The sequence below is a fragment of the Shinella sp. SUS2 genome, from assembly GCF_001262505.1.
GTDB lineage: Bacteria > Pseudomonadota > Alphaproteobacteria > Rhizobiales > Rhizobiaceae > Shinella.
Map to the genome: position 1 here is coordinate 43,074 of NZ_KQ410743.1, position 17,156 is coordinate 60,229.

Consider the following 17,156-nt stretch of genomic DNA (forward strand, 5'->3'; position numbering starts at 1 on the left):
CAAGGTTTTCGCGCTCACCCGAGCTCGACAACCATGATTTCCGGCGGCGAACCGAAACGAACCGGCGCAATCGAGCAGCCAAGTCCGCCGGAAACGCAAAGATGCCGCCCGCCCTCGACGACATGGCCATAGGCGTAGCGGTTGCCGTATCGCGACGGCACCACGGGCGAGTAACCAAGAAGGCGAACCTGCCCGCCATGGGTATGGCCCGACAGCGTCACCGCCACACGATCCGGCACATCCGGAAAAATATCGGGCTCATGCGCCAGAAGGATCACTGGCGCATCATCGGTCACCTGGGCGAGCGTACCGGGCAGATCGTGGACGCCGACGAAGCTTCGCCGCCCGAAAGCCGTGCCCGGCCGAAGCGCCAATTGATCCCCAAGTCCGGCCAGCCAGAACACGTGGCCGTCCTTTTCGAGCCGAACGGCCTGATTGACATAGACAGGAATGCCAACCGCCTTAAGCGCTTTTTCTCCAAATGTCTCAATCACCGGATTCCGCTGAAAGGTAAGGTCCTCCCAGTAGTCGTGATTGCCGAGGATGGCGTGAACCCCGAGCGGCGCAGAGAGGCCGGACATGGCCTCGGCCCATTCGCTTGAATGGACATAGTCCGTCACCAGATTCATACCGCTGACGTAGTCGCCGAGCAGGACGATCAGGTCGGCGTCTAGTGCATTCGCTCGTTTGCAGATAGCCTTGATGCGGCTAGCCGTCATCCAGGGCTTGCAGGCATGGACATCCGCCAGCGCCGCTATCCTAAGCCTCAAACCCTCAGGCCAGCCGGGCGGCGTCAGCCGATAGGTCGTGGTGCGCAGCCGCAGCATCGGCTCGACGCCGACCGCATAGGCCGAAGAGGCGAAGCCCGCGGCGATGAAGCCTCCAAAAGCCTTCAGCAAACCGCGGCGTGTGATCACTCAATCGTCCTCGGAAAACAGCCTGAACTGCGTCGCCTCCAGATCTTTCGGTGGCGTCAGTCCCATATGTTTCCAGGCATTTACGGTCAAAACACGGCCGCGCGGCGTGCGCTGGATAAAACCCTGCTGGATCATGTAGGGCTCGATGATGTCCTCGATCGCATCGCGCGGCTCGGAAAGCCCCGCTGCGATCGTCTCGATGCCGACAGGCCCGCCGCCGAAATTGTGCGCGATCATCGAGAGATAGCGCCGGTCGAGCTGGTCGAGACCCATATTGTCGACGAGAAGCCGCGTCAGCGCCTCGTCGGCAATCTTTTGCGTCACCGCCTCGGCCCTTGCCACTTCGGCGAAATCGCGCACGCGGCGCAGAAGGCGGCCGGCAATGCGCGGCGTGCCCCGCGCCCGGCGGGCGATTTCGCGCGCACCCTCGTCCGTCATACCGAGGCCCATCAGCCGCGCACCACGGCGCACGATCAGTTCCAGTTCCTCGGCCGTATAAAAATTGAGCCGTACCGGAATGCCGAACCGGTCGCGCAGCGGCGTCGTCAGGAGGCCGAGGCGCGTGGTGGCAGCGACCAGGGTGAACTTCGACAGGTCGATCTTCACCGAACGCGCCGCCGGGCCTTCGCCGATGATCAGGTCGAGCTGAAAATCCTCCATGGCCGGATAGAGGATTTCCTCCACGGCCGGGTTGAGGCGGTGGATTTCGTCGATGAAGAGGACGTCGCGCTCTTCAAGGTTGGTCAAAAGCGCCGCAAGGTCGCCGGCTTTCGCGATGACGGGGCCGGACGTCGAGCGGAAATTGACGCCGAGCTCCTTGGCCATGATCTGCGCTAGTGTCGTCTTGCCGAGGCCGGGCGGGCCGACGAACAGCACATGGTCGAGCGCCTCGCCGCGGTTCTTCGCCGCCTCGATGAAGATCTTGAGGTTCGCCCGCGCCTCCGCCTGGCCGGTGAAATCGTCCAGCGTCTGCGGCCGCAAGGCCGTATCGATGTCCTCGCCGCGCTTTTCCGGCGAAAGCAGTCTGTTCTCGTCGCTCATCGCGCCCTAATCCCATTGTCCACGGCGGAAGGCAACCACGTCACCGCGACAACTCCTTGAGGCCGAGGCGGATGAGCTTGGCGCTGTCGGCCCCCTCCCCGCCGATCTTCAGCGCCGCAGCGACGGCGTTGGCCGCCTGGTCGCGCGAATAGCCGAGATTGGTGAGCGCCGAGACGGCATCGGAAACCGGCGCGGAGGCCACGCCTTCACCCAGCTCCTGCTTGAGCCCGATCGAGGCGGACGCCTCCCCGGCAAAGGCCGGCGCCTTGTTGCGCAGTTCCGTCATGATGCGCACCGCGACCTTCGGTCCGACGCCCGGCGCGCGCGACACCGCCGTCTTGTCCTGAAGCGCGATGGCGTTCGCCAGTTCCCCCGGTGTCAGTGTCGACAGCACGGCCAGCGCCACCTTGGAGCCGACGCCCTGCACGCTCTGCAACAGCCGGAACCATTCCCGCTCCAGTGCCGTCAGGAAGCCGAACAGCTTGAGCTGGTCTTCCCGCACATAGGTCTCGATGAACAGCACCGCCGCCTCGCCGCTTGAACCGAGCTTGCCGAGCGTACGTGCCGAACAAAAAGCGACGTAACCAACGCCGTGCACGTCGAGCACCACATAGTCCTCGCCGATCTCGTCGATTGTGCCCTTGAGTTTGCCGATCATGAAAGAATCCGTCAGGGATGGGTTTCGGGGGAGATGATGTCGAGCGCGGGAAAATAGCTGCGATAGCGCGCGGCGTCGCGGGTGAGCAGGCGATGGGAACGCGCCGCAGCATGGGCGCCGACGAGAAAGTCCGGAAGCGTTCGCTCGCGCAGCCCGCCGGCCCGGCGATAGGCATAGTGCGCCTTGCCGGCGGCGAAGGCCGCTTCATAGGATAAAGCCTCGCGCCGCATGCGCAGCCAGCCGAAGGCGAGATTCAGTTCCAGTTCACTCAGCGACGAGGTCGCAAGCTCCGACCATACGACAGGATTGAGAACCAGTTCCCCCTGCTCCAGGCATCGCTTCAGGGCGGCGAAGGACCAGCGCCGCTGCGGCCGGTCCGGCCCCAACATGTCGATAAGGACGTTGGTATCAACGACGGTCGAGGTCATCACGCGGTCCTCGCAGCCATTCGAAATATTCGTCCGGCGTCATGCCATCCAGATTCCACGTTCCCTGAACGCTGGCCGCCCAGGCATCGAAATCATCGAAGTCCGGCTTGCCGTCGCCCACCTTGACGAGCATTACGCCCTCATCGGACACGACGAAATCCACCTCCGAACCGGGCTCAATGGCGAGCCGATCACGGATTGGCTTGGGGATCGTCACCTGGCCTTTTTCCGTCACGCGCATGGTAATACCTCTGCGGTATTACTTATTGGCCAAACTGGAACAAGTCAAGAACAAATCAGCCGGCGAGCTTGGCGAGGCGGCCGGAGAGGCCCTGGCGGTTGTGGGCGTGGCAGATGGCGATGGCGAGGGCATCAGCAGCGTCGTTGCCGGTGAAGGTCGCTTTCGGCATCAGCACCTTCAGCATCATGTGGATCTGCTGCTTTTCGCCGTGGCCGACGCCGATGACAGCCTTCTTCACCGCATTCGGCGCATATTCGGCAACGCGCAAGCCGGCGCGGGCCGGCACGAGCATGGCGATGCCGCGCGCCTGGCCGAGCTTCAGCGTCGCAGTCGCGTCCTTGTTGACGAAGGTCTGCTCCACGGCGGCCTCGTGCGGCTGATAGCTGTGCACCACCGCGCTGAGACCGTCGTGCAACTGGCAGAGGCGGGAGGCGAGATCCATGTCTCCATCGGAGGTGACGGTGCCGGACGCGACGAAGCACAACGAATTGCCGAGCGTCTCGATGACACCCCAGCCGGTGCGGCGAAGCCCCGGATCGATGCCGATGATGCGAATCGTTTCCTGCATGACGAAACCCTAATGCCCACGGGCGGACCCTGCCAGCGAAATGTGAACAAAACAAAAACAGAGCGGCAATTCCACGCGACACTGCGAAAACCCCGAACCCATCGCTTGGATTTCACGAAACTGAACCTACATGGGAGCACAATCAAATCTGCTCACAAAGAGGCCGCGGCCATGGTGCCCTTCTCCATCCTCGATCTTTCCCCGGTCATCGAAGGCGGCACCGTCGCCCAGTCGCTCGAAAATTCCCGGCGCCTTGCGCAGGAAGCCGAGGCACTCGGTTACAAGCGCTTCTGGCTCGCCGAACACCACGGCATGCGTGGCATTGCCAGCGCCGCCACCTCGCTCGTCATCCAGCACGTCGCGGCGGGCACGGAGAAAATCCGCGTCGGCTCCGGCGGCATCATGCTGCCGAACCATTCACCGCTCGTCATCGCCGAGCAGTTCGGCACGCTTGCCGCGCTTTTTCCCGACCGGATCGATCTCGGCCTCGGCCGCGCGCCGGGCACCGACATGCGCACCGCGCAGGCGCTGCGCCGCAATCTCGACAGCGCCGCCAACAATTTCCCGCAGGACGTCGTCGAACTGATGCAGCTGATGGGGCCTGTCAGCCCCGAGCAGAAGATCATCGCCATTCCTGGTGCGGGAAGCAACGTGCCGGTCTGGCTGCTTGGCTCCAGCCACTACTCGGCGCATCTCGCAGGCATGCTGGGCCTGCCCTTCGCCTTCGCCTCGCATTTCGCACCGGACATGCTGCTGACGGCGCTGGAAATCTATCGCGACCGCTTCGAGCCTTCGCAGTACTTGGACAAACCCCATGCCATGGTGGGCGTGATGGGTGCTGCGGCCGATACGGATGCGGAGGCGGACTATCTCTTCACCTCGATGCAGCAGTCCTTCGTGCGCCTGCGCCGCGGCACGCCCGGCGCCTTCCCGGCACCGGTCGACGACATGGATCCGCACTGGAGCGAGAACGAGCGCATCAATGTCGAGCACACGCTGCAATATGCCGTCGTCGGCGGACCGGAAAAGATCAAGCGCCGCATCGCCGACTTCCTGTCGATCACCAAGGCCGACGAACTGATCGTCTCGATGCCGATCCATGACATGGAGGCCCGGCTGAATTCCGTGCGGCTGTTTGCCCGGGCACAACAGGCGCTGGCGGAAGCGGCATAGCGGAAAAAGCCACCTTGAAGCGCCCCGGCCTTCAGGCTGCCGGCAAATCCGCCCCGTCTCTTCCGCATCATGGCTCCTCGGCCCAAAACCGAGAGTGACAAAGGCGGGCGGGCAGGTTTACCGACAAACAAAAAGCCGGGCCCCTGCGGCGCCCGGCCTTTTTCACTGGCGTCGTCGATCAGGCCGAAAGCTTGGCCATCACTTCGTCGGAAACCTCGAAGTTCGAATAGACGTTCTGCACGTCGTCATCGTCTTCCAGCGTGTCGATCAGCTTCATCAGCGACTGCGCCTTTTCCTCATCGACCGGCACGGTGTTCTGGGCCTTCCAGATCGCCTTGACCGTCTCGGCTTCGCCGAGCTTGTCTTCCAGCGCCTTGGAAACGTCGCCGATATCCTCGAAACCGCAGATGATCGTGTGGCCGTCCTCGTCGGTCGTCACATCCTCGGCTCCGGCCTCGATGGCAGCTTCCATGACGGCGTCGGCATCGCCGACCGAGAGCTTGTAGGTGATCTCACCGACGCGGTCGAAAGAGAAGGAGACCGAACCGGTTTCGCCGAGCGCCCCGCCGGCCTTGGAAAAGGTCGAACGGACGGAGGAAGCGGTGCGGTTGCGGTTGTCGGTCAGCGCCTCGACGATGACGGCAACGCCGCCCGGGCCGTAACCCTCGTAGCGGACTTCCTCGTAGTTCTCGCTATCCGCGCCGGAGGCCTTCTTGACGGCGCGCTCGATATTGTCCTTCGGCATGGACTGCGCCTTGGCGTTCTGGATCGCCAGGCGCAGGCGGGCGTTCATCGACGGGTCAGGCAGACCCGTCTTTGCCGCGACCGTGATTTCACGGGCAAGCTTGGAGAACATTTTCGACCGCACGGCATCCTGCCGACCCTTGCGGTGCATGATATTCTTGAACTGTGAATGGCCAGCCATGGCACCCCTGTCTCATCTGTTCGGCGCCCGTTTCTTTGGTCGCCGGCGGTGTGCGGGGCGTGTCGCCGCGGTAAAGCGTCGCCCTGCCGCCCCGATTTTCGGAATGCCGCCTTATAATTTCATTGCTGGCGCACGTCCAGCAGTCCCGCAAACAAAGCGGTGGCCCGCATCAGTCGGCACGCAGACGTGCCCGGCTCAACAGGAAGGAGTGGCCATCCGTGCGCTCGCAGGTCAGCCCCGTGCGCTCCGAATAGCAGGTAAAGGGGCCGGCCGACCATGTTTCACCATAGGCGATGGTCCTGTCGCCGCCGCAACATCCCTGGTCGCCTACATTGGTAAGCACCACCGCCTTGCCACTTCGACCAAGCGTTGCGCGCACATATTTCGGCTCCACGCGGTCGCAGGAGAGTTCGGGACCGCCATCGGCCGGCTGATAGGTCTCCGTGCCGCCCTCGGGAATGTAGATGCAGCCGATATTGCCTGAGGGCATGACAAAACTTTCGGCGACGCCGAAAGAGCGCGTCGGAAGCTTTTCAACCGGCGGGGTGACGATCTCCCGCGGCTGGCCGGACTCCGCACCGGGGCCACCCGGCGTCGGCGCGCTGCTTGCGAAGGCAAGAGCGGAAGAAAGCAGGACGGCGGGCACGGCAAGAAGGAAACGCATGAAAAGCTCCGGTCATCAGACGCCGGAGAGAATATGAATCGTCGGACGCTTGGGCAAGTTGCGGATCGAAACCGTGATCGTCGCGTCGTCATCGGTCACGGCATCGAAGCCCTCGCCGAACATGGAAAGGAACTGGCTGATCGGCGGCCCACGGCGATGCATCGGCAGGATCAGCGCCGAACGCAGGCGCTGCACGACACGGCTCATGCTCTCGGCCCCCATGGTCAACCCGCCATCGACTGGCACCATCAGCACGTCGAGACGGCCGATTTCGGAATATTGTTTCTCGGTCAATTCGTGGTGCAGGTGGCCGAGATGGCCGATGCACAGGCCCGCCACCTCGAAGATGAAGATGGAATTGCCGTTCGGCTCCATCGCCCCGCCCCAGCCGCGGATATCGGTCGGCACATTGCGGATATAGGTATCTCCCGCCACGACATCATGATCGGCCCCCTTTTCCGAACCATCGAGCCAGCCGCGCAGCACATATTCGATGCCCGGCTCCGGGGTCAGCGTGTAGTGGCTGGAATGGGCCTTGTTCATCGTGACCACGGTCGGCAGCGCCGGCGGCTTGTACCAGCCGTTGTAGTCCGTCGCGATCTTCACGCCGGCCGGCGTCTCGATGAAGAAGGTCGAGTGGCCGACATAGGTGATGCGCACCTCCTCGTTCGCCTTGGCCTGCACCTTGAGGGCCGCGCCGCCCGAAAAGCTGGCAAAGGTGACGGAGGGCAACGAGCGCGCGATCATCTGGCACTGGCTGACCGGCGCTTCCGCCTGCGCGAATGATACCCGCGGAGCGGCAAAAACCGCGGCGGCGACAAGGATCAACGGAATGAGCAGGAGATGCGGCATCGGCGGCTCCGTTCATTGGTTGGCGCGACTATGCGCCCGCGAGGCCGGCGGGTCGAGATTGTGCGGCCGGCCGGCCGATCACAATCCGTTGAGCCATCTCGCGCGGAACCTTGCACGCCGCCTCACGTTCTCCATCCATCAATCCAACGATTGCGAGGAGCAGCCATGTCCAACCTCACCAAGGCACGCGAGAACCCGAAGGAACAGCTTTTCGACGAGATCGACAGGATCCATGCCGGCATGCTGGGCGTCGACGGCAGCCATATGCACATGCAGCCGATGGCCCCGCAGCTCGACCGCCAGAGCGCGACGATCTGGTTCTTCACCAAGACCGACGCCGAGATCGTCGAGGCCATTTCGCCCGGCACGCGCGCCCATTTCTGCGTCGTCGGCAAGGACCACGACTACCATGCCTGCCTTGCAGGCCGGATTTCCGTACGCAAGGATCCCATCAAGATCGACGAATACTGGAGTTCCGTCGTCGAGGCGTGGTTCGACCACGGCAAGAACGATCCGAAACTCACCCTGCTGGCGCTGGAAGTCGAGGACGCGGAAGTCTGGGCCTCGACCGGCAGCAAGCTGAAATTCGGCTGGGAAATCGCCAAGGCCAACTTCAACCCCGACGAGGAACCCGACGTCGGCGTGAAGGCGCATCTCAACTTTTCAAACGGCTCGGCCGATCACCTGCGCCACATGATCTGAGGTTCGGCCGGCGTTCGAGATCAGGCCCAGAAATCCGGCAGCGTTTCGGCAAGGCGCGGGCCGAGGCGAAGCGGGGCGATCTTTTCGGTAAGGCCGGTGCGGTCGGAAATCTCGACCGCCAGGCCGCAGATGGTCGCCGGGCCGGACGCCGCCTCGAAGCGGCCTTTCGGCATTTTGGAGATGAAGCGGTTGAGCGGCTCCTCCTTCTCCATGCCGAGGGAGGAATCGTAGTCGCCGCACATGCCGGCATCCGACATGTAGCCGGTGCCGCCATTGAGGATCTGGCAATCGGCGGTCGGCACATGGGTGTGCGTACCGACGACGACGCTGGCACGACCATCGACGAAGTGGCCGAAGCACTGCTTCTCGCTGGTCGCCTCCGCATGGAAATCGAAGATCACGGCATCGGCCTGCTCGCCGAGCGGGCAGGAGGCGAGGATCGTCTCGCCCGCGGTGAAGGGGTCGTCGAGTTCGGGGTGCATGAAGACCCGGCCCATGATGTTGGCGACCAGCACGCGCGCGCCGTTCCGCGCGATGAAGAGGTTCGCGCCGCGGCCGGGCGTGCCGGCGGGGTAGTTGGCGGGGCGCAGGAACTGGTCTTGCCGGCTGGCGAAGGTCACTGCCTCCTTCTGGTCCCAGACGTGGTTGCCGGTCGTCACGACGTCGGCGCCGGCGTTGATCGTCTCAAGGAAGATATCTTCCGTGATGCCAAAGCCGCCCGCCGCGTTCTCCCCGTTGACGACCACGAAATCCAGCTTGAGATCGCTGATCAGCTCCGGCAGGCGCTGCCAGACGGCCGTCCGCCCGGTCTTGCCCACCATGTCGCCGAGAAAGAGAAAACGCATCGAAGAACCTTACGAAACCTGTTGGAACAAACGAAGGCCGCTTTCGGTGAGGATCGCGTCCAGCGCGACGTCATGCGGCTCCGCGGGTACTGATGCCACTTCCTGGCAATCGAAAGCAATGCCGATCAGTCTCGGCACACGGCCTTTTGCCTTGAGGCGATCAATGGCCCGGTCGTAGTGGCCGGCGCCATAGCCGATGCGGTGGCCTGCCCGATCGAAGGCGGAGAGCGGCACGAGAAGGATATCGGGATCCAGTGCCGCCGCCTCCGGCCCCGGCCCGATCGTACCGAATCCGGTCTTGATGACCGGCGCCCCGACGACCAGCTCCCGGAAGATGATCGTCTCCCGGTCGAGCACGACGGGTAGGCAAAGCCGTGCCCCGCGCGTGCGAAGATGTGCCATCAGCGGCCGGATATCGGCCTCCGAGCGGATCGGCCAGAAGCCCGAGATGACCGTGCCGGGTTCAAATTCGATACGGTCGCCCGCAAGCTCCACCATGGCGAGACTGCCTTCGATACGCGCTTCGGGCGCCATTCCATCGCGCAGCGCCAGTCGCTCGTTGCGGATCGCCGCCTTCTGTTCCTTGGGTGTCACTGTCGTCTCCAGCCGTGCTGCCGTGGCTTATCAGCTAGCAGCGCCGGAAGGCAAATCCTCATCCCGTTACGACGACGGGAGGTCGCAGAATCTGTGCCGCAACGGGACAAAGAGGTAAAAAACCGCCCCGGCCCGTTAAGCATTGGAACAGCTTGTGCTTTCGGCAGCAGGCTTCAGCGGTTAAGCGGGGCGCATGTCCTCGGAAAATGATCTTTCCCCCCTCCCCGAGCTGACCGAAATCGAAAAGCGGTGCCTCGAACTTGCCGCCAACGGCAGGACGCCGGCCGATATCGTGCTCGAAACCGACATCGCCATGGCGCGCGTGACGGACGCCATGCACAGCGCGATCGAAAAGCTCGGCGCCCGCAACATCACGGGCGCGATCACCCGTGCCGCCCGCCTCAGGCTGATCTAGAGCATTTCCGCGTTGTCCGACGCCGAGCCGATCCCGCTTCGGCTGGAAATGCTCTAGGCAGCGGCCGAGGCCTCTGCCAGCCGCAGCATGGCAAGCGCCGCGCCCTCGTCCGTTATCAGCGTGTTGCAGCCGACGCGGCGGATGGTGGCACGGATCGCCGGGGCGCGGTGCGCCCCGCCCGAGACGAGCACGATGTGGCGCGCTTTCTTCACCGTGTCGAGATCGATCGACATGACCCGATGGCGGATCGGATGGTCGATCGTGTGGCCCTCCGCATCGAGGAAATTGCACATCGTATCGCAGACGCAGCCGGCCGCGATCAGCTCTTCCAGCTCGTGCCGGGCAATGAAATCTCGCGAGAGCGAACTGGAACGTGGGCCGATGTCGCCGCAACTGACAACCGCGATATCCATGTTCTCCGCCAGTTCGAACAACGTCTTCAGGCCGCATTTCTCAATGAGGCTGCGCTTGGTTTCCCGCGAATCAACGAGCAGCGGCGCCAGGAACAGGTAGCATTCCGCCCCGAGCTGGCTGGCAAGCCGCCAAGTATATTCGATCGGGTTGATGTGGTGCGCCTCGACGACGCCGCCGAGCAGCGAGACGACCTTCACCCGCTCCCGCCGCACCGGGCGAAAACTGGCGAGCGAGGCGGTGAGCGTGCGCCCCCAGCCGACGCCGACGGTGCAATCATCCGGAATCGCCTCCGTCAGGAACTGGCCGAGCGCAAGACCGACGCCCTTGGCCGTCGCCTCCGCGCTGTCGGCCGCCGGCACCACCACCGCCTCGTCGAGCCCATAGGCCTTCTCCAGCCGCACGGCGAGCTCGACGCAATCGGCAACACCCTCGTTGATCCAGATCTGCACCTCCGAGCGCTTCAGCGCTTCATCCAGCATGCGGATGACCGTGGTGCGGCTGACGCCGATCTTTTCCGCCACATCCTTCTGGGTGAGGCCCTGGTTGTAGTAGAGCCAGGCCGCCCGGAGGCGCAGTGCCGCCGATTCCGAATAGGCCGTGTGTGTGTCGCGCCGGAGCCTTGCCACGTCGCCTCCATCCTTGTCTGCAATGTTTGGGCGCACCATAACACGGGAAACGAAAAATGCGACATATGTTCAGAAGATTGATCAAAAGTGCTTGACTTTTTCCCGAGGAAACGATGATAGTCCGCCTCATATCGGCTGGCGGCACTCCGTCGGCAGATTGGTTGTGCCAGCCCGCGCGGTGACTGAAACAGGAAGCACAGTTGCCGGGCGCGCTTTCACAGGGAACATGGAGGAGGGCCTGGCGTTCGAGCCGAACGCGGCCCAGCAACAACCATTCGGGATATCGGATATGACGTCCAAGCTTGAACAACTCCGCGCGATGACGACCGTCGTGGCAGACACCGGCGACATCGAAGCCGTCCGCCGCCTGAAGCCGGTCGATTGCACCACCAACCCCACGATCGTCCTGAAGGCGCTCGGCACGCCCATGTTTGCCGACACCGTCGCGGAGGCCATCCGCTGGGGCCAGTCGCAGGGCGGCAACCGCGAGGGCGTCGTCTCGGCCGTGGCCGATCGTCTCGCCATCTCCGTCGGTGCAGCCCTTGCCGAACTCGTGCCCGGCCGCGTCTCGACGGAAGTCGACGCCGATCTCTCGTTCGACACCGAAGCCTCCATCGCCAAAGGCCGCGAGATCATCAAGGCCTACGAGGCACGCGGTATCGCCCGCGACCGCATCCTCATCAAGCTCGCCTCCACCTGGGAAGGCATCCGCGCCGCGGAAGTCCTCCAGAAGGACGGTATCGACTGCAACCTGACGCTGCTCTTCAACAAGGCCCAGGCGATCGCCTGCGCCGATGCCGGCGTCTTCCTCATCTCGCCCTTCGTCGGCCGCATCCTCGACTGGCACGTCAAAGCCTCGGGCAAGACCTTCACGGCGGAAGAAGATCCAGGCGTGCTCTCGGTCCGCGCCATCTACGACTACTACAAGTCGAACGGCATCGACACGATCGTCATGGGCGCCTCCTTCCGCAACACCGGCGAGATCGAAGCCCTGGCCGGCTGCGACCGCCTGACGATCAGCCCGGCCCTGCTCGAGGAACTCGATGCGGCCGAAGGCACGCTGGAGCGCAAGCTCTCGCCGGAAAAGGTCGCCAAGGTTTCGCCGATCAAGCTCGACGAAAAGGCCTTCCGCTGGATGCTGAACGAAGACGCCATGGCCACCGAAAAGCTCTCCGAAGGCATCCGCGCCTTCGCCAAGGATCTCGGGAGCCTCCGCGCCATGATCGACAAGGAACTGAAGGCGGCGGCGTAAGCTGTTCGCTCCAAGACCACGAAAGCCGCCCAGTGGGCGGCTTTCTTTTTTGTGCCTTAACCATAGAGCGACAAACGTCCTGGTCGGGCTCGCGGAGCCGCTGCCACACGCCTAGATTACATCGAGGTGAAACGGCGAAAGGATTTTGGCATGAAGCGTTTTCTGGCGGCGACGGCCCTGTTTTGCATGGTGGGATTTGCCGCGTCGGCGGCTGCGCAAGACGCCTTCGATGGCGAATGGCAGCAGGTCGCCTCGAATGCGGGCGAATGCCCGAGCTGCCGCATCACCATTCGCCAGACCGGCACATCGCTGCAAATCATCGCCAACAACGACTGGACGGCAATCGCGGAGACTGACGGGCGTGACGCTGCGGGAGGCGCCGGCTTCTGGAAACGGGGAACGCGGAAAACCTATTCCGGCAAGACTTTCGACATCCGCATCCGCCGCAATGCCGATGACAACCTTCTCATGAGGATGAAAATCGAGCCGATCCGCGGAGAAAACCGCACGATCAACGGTCTGTTCAAGCGGATCGAACGCTTGAAAATCTAGAAAGTGCGATCCACGACGACCGATGGAGATTTACGATCCTGGGTGCCTACAAACGTAGGTGGGCACCGTGTGACCAAGCCCACGGGCCGGGTCAGGGACAGCTCCCTTTGGATCGAGTATGGCCCCAGGGATTGTGGTTCCTGTCGGGAAGCGCAGATCGCCTCCGCTATATAGGCGCAAAGCGGCCGCTTCGCCAGTGGCAATTGTTTAGGTTCAGTTGACCGGCGGCTTGCCTGAGAGTTTGGCCGCCATGCCCTGGATCTGGCTCGTCAGTTCGCCGAGCGCCTGGGCGATGGCGTCTTCGCTGCGCGAGACCTCGCTCATCACGCCTTCTCGCCCCTTGCGCAGGTCCTCCGTCTCCGCCTCCAGCTTGCTCAGCCGGCGCTTGACGTCGTTGAGCTCGTCCATGACCATGATACCGGCCATGACGGTCAGGCGCAGGTCGCCGATCTCGCCGAACTGGCTCTTCAGGTGCCCGACATACTGATCGAAGCCGGAGGCGAGCTCTTCGAGATGCGCCTCCTGGCCCTCTTCGCAGGCCATGCGATAGGCCTTGCCATCGATCTGTACGGTTACCTGTGCCATGCGGGATTTCCTGACTGATTATCGATCGAGCACGGCCCGGATGGTTTCCATGGCCGTGACGAGCCGCCGGGAGACCTCGCGGTTGACCTCCTCCAGGCGGTTTGCACGGAATTCGGACTGGTCGAGCTCCTGGGCGAGCCGCGAGCGATCGGCATTGACACGCCGCACCTCGCCTTCGACCTCTCCATGGTCGCGTTCGCGGTCGAAGCGCATGTCGAGCGCATTGTCGAGGCTGAGTATCGCTCTGCGAAGCTCCTCGATCGCCGCTCTGACTGTTTCCCCGTTCGTCATAAAGCCTTCACCGGCACTCTCAAAAAACACGAATCGCCGCCGCCAGCGCCGGTTCTCTCCCATTGACAGTATTCAACTGCGGGCACGAGCGTCAACAGCACGGCCATCGCGGCGGGAAAGCCGCTGTGGATCAGCATCGCGGCGGGTTGCGCAAGGTGCCCGATACAGCCCCGTTGCCGCGGCAAAAAAGCCGCCGGAATCCCCCCGCAAAGGCCGGAAAAACCGCCGAATTCGTTGACTCCGACGGCTTACCTGCTATGTGTCACCCGCTTCCTAACCGATGCCGGAAACGGCACCGGCCCTGACACCCCGAAGAATACGGAACAGTCATGATCTCTCGCGAAAAACACGACCGGATGGCGAACGCAATTCGCTTCCTTTCCATGGATGCCGTGGAAAAGGCGAACTCGGGTCACCCCGGCCTGCCTATGGGCGCAGCAGACATCGCAACGGTTCTTTTCACCCGCTTTCTCTCCTTCGATCCGAAGACCCCGTCCTGGCCGAACCGCGACCGTTTCGTGCTGTCGGCCGGCCACGGCTCGATGCTCCTCTACTCGCTGCTTTATTTGACGGGCTACGAGGACATCACGATCGACGAGATCAAGAATTTCCGCCAGCTCGGCGCCAAGACGGCCGGCCACCCGGAATACGGCCATGCCGCCGGCATCGAGACGACCACCGGTCCGCTCGGCCAGGGCATCGCCAATGCCGTCGGCATGGCGCTTGCCGAGCGCAAGCTGCGCGACGAATTCGGCTCCGACCTCATCGAACACTATACCTACGTTCTCGCAGGTGACGGCTGCCTCATGGAGGGGATCAGCCAGGAAGCAATCTCGCTCGCCGGCCACCTGAAGCTGAACAAGCTGATCGTGTTCTGGGACGACAACAACATCTCCATCGACGGCCCGATCTCGATCGCCGACTCGACCGACCAGCACGCCCGCTTCCGCGCCAGCGGCTGGAACACGATCGCTGTCGACGGTCATGATCCGGATGCGATCGCCGCGGCGATCGAAGTGGCTCAGAAATCCGACAAGCCGACCATGCTCGCCTGCAAGACGACGATCGGCTTCGGCGCCCCGAACAAGGCCGGTACGCACAAGGTGCACGGTTCGCCGCTCGGCGCGGACGAAATCGCCGCCGCCCGCAAGGCACTGAACTGGGAATCGGAAGCCTTCGTCGTTCCTTCCGACGTGCTTGACGCCTGGCGCCTTGCCGGCCTTCGCTCTGCCAAGACCCACAAGGAATGGGACGCGCGCCTCGAAAAGACGGACGCCGAGAAGAAGGCGCAGTTCGTCCGCCGCTTTGCCGGCGATCTCGAGAGCAGCCTGGATTCGGCCATCTCCGCCTACAAGAAGAAGCTTGCCGAAACCAAGCCGAACCCGGCGACCCGAAAGGCTTCGGAAGACGCGCTCGAGGTCATCAACGGCGTTCTCAACGAAACGATCGGCGGCTCGGCCGACCTCACCGGCTCGAACAACACCAAGACGAGCCAGACCAAGTCGATCACCCCGACAGACTTCTCCGGCCGCTACATCCACTACGGTGTGCGCGAGCACGGCATGGCGGCAGCCATGAACGGCATGGCGCTGCATGGCGGCCTCATCCCGTATTCCGGCGGCTTCCTGATCTTCTCGGACTACTGCCGTCCCTCGATCCGCCTTGCCGCCCTGATGGGCATCCGCGTCATCCACGTCCTGACGCACGATTCCATCGGCCTTGGCGAAGACGGCCCGACGCACCAGCCGGTCGAGCATATGGCGGCCCTGCGCGCCATCCCGAACCTGCTCGTCTTCCGCCCGGCCGATGCCACGGAAACGGCCGAGTGCTGGCAGCTTGCCCTCGAAAGCCACAACCGCCCGTCCGCCATCGCGCTGACCCGCCAGAACCTGATGCCGGTCCGTCTGGAGTACGAGGAAGAAAACCTCTGCGCCCGCGGCGCCTATGATCTCGTCTCGGCCAGCGATGCCCAGGTGACGCTCTTTGCCTCCGGTTCGGAAATCGAGATCGCGGTCAAGGCGCAGCAGGCGCTGTCGGCCAAGGGCGTTTCGACCCGCGTCGTCTCGGTTCCCTGCTTCGAGCTCTTCGCCGAGCAGCCGGAAGCCTACCAGCAGGCGGTCATCGGCAATTCGCCGGTCAAGATCGCCATCGAGGCCGGCATCCGCCAGGGCTGGGATCACTTCATCGGTTCGGACGGCCTCTTCGTCGGCATGTCCTCCTTCGGCGCATCCGGTCCCTACAAGGACCTTTACAAGCACTTCGGCATCACGCCGGAGGCCGTTGTCGCCGCCGCGGAAGCCAAGCTCGCCTGAGTGCGTAGGGCGCGAGCTGTCGCGCCCTCCCCCGCCAAACGTTTATTGATAGGGAGAGACCCCACATGACTGTGAAAGTTGCCATCAACGGCTTTGGCCGCATCGGCCGCAACGTTCTGCGCGCAATCGTCGAATCCGGCCGCACCGACATCGAAGTCGTTGCCGTCAACGACCTCGGCCCGGTCGAGACCAACGCGCATCTCGTTCGTTACGATTCCGTGCACGGCAAGTTCCCGGGTACCGTTACCGTTTCCGGCGACACGATCGACGTCGGCCGCGGCCCGATCCGCGTCACCGCGATCCGCGATCCGAAGGAACTGCCCTGGGGCGACGTCGATATCGCGCTGGAATGCACCGGCCTGTTCACGACGAAGGAAAAGGCCGGCGCGCATCTCGCCAACGGCTCCAAGCGCGTCATCGTCTCCGCACCGTGCGACAATGCCGACAAGACGATCGTCTACGGCGTCAACCACAACACGCTGACGAAAGACGACCTCGTCATCTCGAACGCGTCCTGCACGACGAACTGCCTGGCGCCCGTCGCCTATATTCTCGACAAGGCCTTCGGCATCGAGAAGGGCTACATGACGACGATCCACTCCTACACGGGTGACCAGCCGACGCTCGACACCATGCACAAGGACCTGTACCGCGCCCGCGCCGCAGCCCTGTCCATGATCCCGACCTCGACGGGTGCCGCCAAGGCCGTCGGCCTCGTTCTGCCGCAGCTCGCCGGCAAGCTCGACGGCTCGGCGATCCGCGTACCGACCCCGAACGTCTCGGTCGTCGACCTGAAGTTCGTGCCGTCGCGCAACGTCACGGCTGACGAAGTCAACGCCGCCATCAAGGCCGCCGCCGAAGGCGAACTGAAGGGCATCCTCGACTACGTCACCGGCCCCCTCGTCTCGATCGACTTCAACCACGACAGCCATTCCTCGAACTTCGCTGCCGACCAGACCAAGGTCCTCGACGGCAACCTCGTGCGTATCCTGTCCTGGTACGACAACGAGTGGGGCTTCTCGAACCGCATGTCCGACACGGCCGTTGCCCTCGGCAAGCTGATCTAAGCAGAAACGCAAAACACCCGGGCAGCGATGCCCG

21 protein-coding genes and 1 other RNA gene are annotated in these 17,156 nt (G+C 63.5%); 7 read left to right on the top strand and 15 right to left on the bottom strand.

Features of this window, described 5'->3' with window-relative positions; genetic code table 11:
• Nucleotides 1-14: 14 nt before the first annotated feature.
• The 6 genes from AKG11_RS26995 to ruvC are packed head-to-tail and all read right to left on the bottom strand — an operon-like array spanning nt 15 to nt 3,853.
• Nucleotides 15-917, bottom strand: a complete 903-nt coding sequence (locus AKG11_RS26995; RefSeq protein ID WP_050746146.1) for a metallophosphoesterase — start codon at nt 915-917, stop codon at nt 15-17.
• The gene (gene ruvB / locus AKG11_RS27000; protein ID WP_023512182.1) at nt 918-1,958 is read right to left on the bottom strand and encodes a Holliday junction branch migration DNA helicase RuvB; all 1,041 of its coding nucleotides are present in this window, start codon (nt 1,956-1,958) and stop codon (nt 918-920) included.
• Nucleotides 1,959-1,998: 40 nt separating this feature from the next.
• Nucleotides 1,999-2,616, bottom strand: a complete 618-nt coding sequence (ruvA, locus tag AKG11_RS27005) for a Holliday junction branch migration protein RuvA (protein WP_050746147.1) — start codon at nt 2,614-2,616, stop codon at nt 1,999-2,001.
• Nucleotides 2,617-2,627: 11 nt separating this feature from the next.
• Nucleotides 2,628-3,044, bottom strand: coding sequence for a type II toxin-antitoxin system VapC family toxin (locus AKG11_RS27010; protein WP_050746148.1), 417 nt, complete (start codon nt 3,042-3,044; stop codon nt 2,628-2,630).
• A complete protein-coding gene (locus tag AKG11_RS27015; RefSeq protein ID WP_023512185.1) occupies nt 3,025-3,285 on the bottom strand; it encodes an AbrB/MazE/SpoVT family DNA-binding domain-containing protein in 261 nt (86 codons plus the stop codon). Before AKG11_RS27015 ends, AKG11_RS27010 begins: the two co-directional genes overlap by 20 nt.
• 55 nt (nt 3,286-3,340) lie before the next feature.
• Nucleotides 3,341-3,853 (bottom strand): crossover junction endodeoxyribonuclease RuvC, encoded by a 513-nt coding sequence (gene ruvC, locus AKG11_RS27020; protein ID WP_050746149.1) that lies wholly within the window; start codon nt 3,851-3,853, stop codon nt 3,341-3,343.
• 171 nt (nt 3,854-4,024) lie between these two features.
• Between ruvC and AKG11_RS27025 the strand changes: the two genes are divergently transcribed.
• On the top strand, nt 4,025-5,026 hold the full coding sequence (locus tag AKG11_RS27025) for an LLM class flavin-dependent oxidoreductase (protein ID WP_023512187.1): 1,002 nt from the start codon (nt 4,025-4,027) through the stop codon (nt 5,024-5,026).
• Nucleotides 5,027-5,204: 178 nt separating this feature from the next.
• Here AKG11_RS27025 and AKG11_RS27030 read toward each other — a convergent pair whose 3' ends face one another.
• The 3 genes from AKG11_RS27030 to AKG11_RS27040 form a co-directional block, all read right to left on the bottom strand.
• Nucleotides 5,205-5,951 carry a YebC/PmpR family DNA-binding transcriptional regulator gene (locus AKG11_RS27030; protein ID WP_023512188.1) on the bottom strand — a complete coding sequence of 249 codons (747 nt, stop codon included), beginning with the start codon at nt 5,949-5,951 and terminating at the stop codon, nt 5,205-5,207.
• A 169-nt stretch (nt 5,952-6,120) separates the two neighbouring features.
• Nucleotides 6,121-6,615: a hypothetical protein gene (locus AKG11_RS27035; protein ID WP_023512189.1), complete on the bottom strand. Its 495-nt coding sequence runs from the start codon at nt 6,613-6,615 to the stop codon at nt 6,121-6,123.
• A 15-nt stretch (nt 6,616-6,630) separates the two neighbouring features.
• Nucleotides 6,631-7,467: an MBL fold metallo-hydrolase gene (locus AKG11_RS27040; RefSeq protein WP_050746150.1), complete on the bottom strand. Its 837-nt coding sequence runs from the start codon at nt 7,465-7,467 to the stop codon at nt 6,631-6,633.
• A gap of 165 nt (nt 7,468-7,632) precedes the next feature.
• Here AKG11_RS27040 and AKG11_RS27045 point away from each other — a divergent pair, with 165 nt between their 5' ends.
• Complete coding sequence (locus tag AKG11_RS27045; protein ID WP_050746151.1) at nt 7,633-8,169, top strand: pyridoxamine 5'-phosphate oxidase family protein; 537 nt, start codon at nt 7,633-7,635, stop codon at nt 8,167-8,169.
• Between the two features lie 20 nt (nt 8,170-8,189).
• Here the strand turns inward: AKG11_RS27045 and AKG11_RS35175 are convergent, their stop codons facing one another.
• Both AKG11_RS35175 and AKG11_RS35180 read right to left on the bottom strand, forming a co-directional pair.
• Nucleotides 8,190-9,014, bottom strand: coding sequence for a TIGR00282 family metallophosphoesterase (locus tag AKG11_RS35175; RefSeq protein ID WP_050746152.1), 825 nt, complete (start codon nt 9,012-9,014; stop codon nt 8,190-8,192).
• A gap of 9 nt (nt 9,015-9,023) precedes the next feature.
• Nucleotides 9,024-9,608, bottom strand: a complete 585-nt coding sequence (locus AKG11_RS35180) for a 5-formyltetrahydrofolate cyclo-ligase (RefSeq protein WP_050746153.1) — start codon at nt 9,606-9,608, stop codon at nt 9,024-9,026.
• Between the two features lie 193 nt (nt 9,609-9,801).
• On the opposite strand from AKG11_RS35180, the gene AKG11_RS27060 reads away from it, so the two are divergent.
• A complete protein-coding gene (locus tag AKG11_RS27060) occupies nt 9,802-10,023 on the top strand; it encodes a helix-turn-helix domain-containing protein (RefSeq protein ID WP_023512194.1) in 222 nt (73 codons plus the stop codon).
• Between the two features lie 53 nt (nt 10,024-10,076).
• Here the strand turns inward: AKG11_RS27060 and AKG11_RS27065 are convergent, their stop codons facing one another.
• Nucleotides 10,077-11,063, bottom strand: coding sequence for a sugar-binding transcriptional regulator (locus AKG11_RS27065; protein ID WP_023512195.1), 987 nt, complete (start codon nt 11,061-11,063; stop codon nt 10,077-10,079).
• Nucleotides 11,064-11,352: 289 nt separating this feature from the next.
• Here AKG11_RS27065 and tal point away from each other — a divergent pair, with 289 nt between their 5' ends.
• Nucleotides 11,353-12,315: a transaldolase gene (gene tal, locus AKG11_RS27070; protein WP_023512196.1), complete on the top strand. Its 963-nt coding sequence runs from the start codon at nt 11,353-11,355 to the stop codon at nt 12,313-12,315.
• Between the two features lie 150 nt (nt 12,316-12,465).
• Nucleotides 12,466-12,867 carry a hypothetical protein gene (locus AKG11_RS27075; RefSeq protein WP_050746154.1) on the top strand — a complete coding sequence of 134 codons (402 nt, stop codon included), beginning with the start codon at nt 12,466-12,468 and terminating at the stop codon, nt 12,865-12,867.
• Nucleotides 12,868-12,870: 3 nt separating this feature from the next.
• Here the strand turns inward: AKG11_RS27075 and ssrS are convergent.
• The 3 genes from ssrS to AKG11_RS27085 all read right to left on the bottom strand — a co-directional run bounded on the left by ssrS (nt 12,871) and on the right by AKG11_RS27085 (nt 13,743).
• Nucleotides 12,871-13,029, bottom strand: a non-coding RNA gene (gene ssrS / locus AKG11_RS33815) — 6S RNA.
• 51 nt (nt 13,030-13,080) lie between these two features.
• Entirely contained in the window at nt 13,081-13,452 is a 372-nt protein-coding gene (locus AKG11_RS27080; RefSeq protein WP_023514645.1) for a cell division protein ZapA, read from the bottom strand.
• Between the two features lie 18 nt (nt 13,453-13,470).
• Nucleotides 13,471-13,743 carry a DUF4164 domain-containing protein gene (locus AKG11_RS27085; protein WP_037408596.1) on the bottom strand — a complete coding sequence of 91 codons (273 nt, stop codon included), beginning with the start codon at nt 13,741-13,743 and terminating at the stop codon, nt 13,471-13,473.
• 329 nt (nt 13,744-14,072) lie between these two features.
• Here AKG11_RS27085 and tkt point away from each other — a divergent pair, with 329 nt between their 5' ends.
• The gene (gene tkt / locus AKG11_RS27090) at nt 14,073-16,055 is read left to right on the top strand and encodes a transketolase (protein ID WP_023514643.1); all 1,983 of its coding nucleotides are present in this window, start codon (nt 14,073-14,075) and stop codon (nt 16,053-16,055) included.
• A 65-nt stretch (nt 16,056-16,120) separates the two neighbouring features.
• On the top strand, nt 16,121-17,122 hold the full coding sequence (gene gap / locus AKG11_RS27095; protein WP_023514642.1) for a type I glyceraldehyde-3-phosphate dehydrogenase: 1,002 nt from the start codon (nt 16,121-16,123) through the stop codon (nt 17,120-17,122).
• Nucleotides 17,123-17,156: the final 34 nt, after the last annotated feature.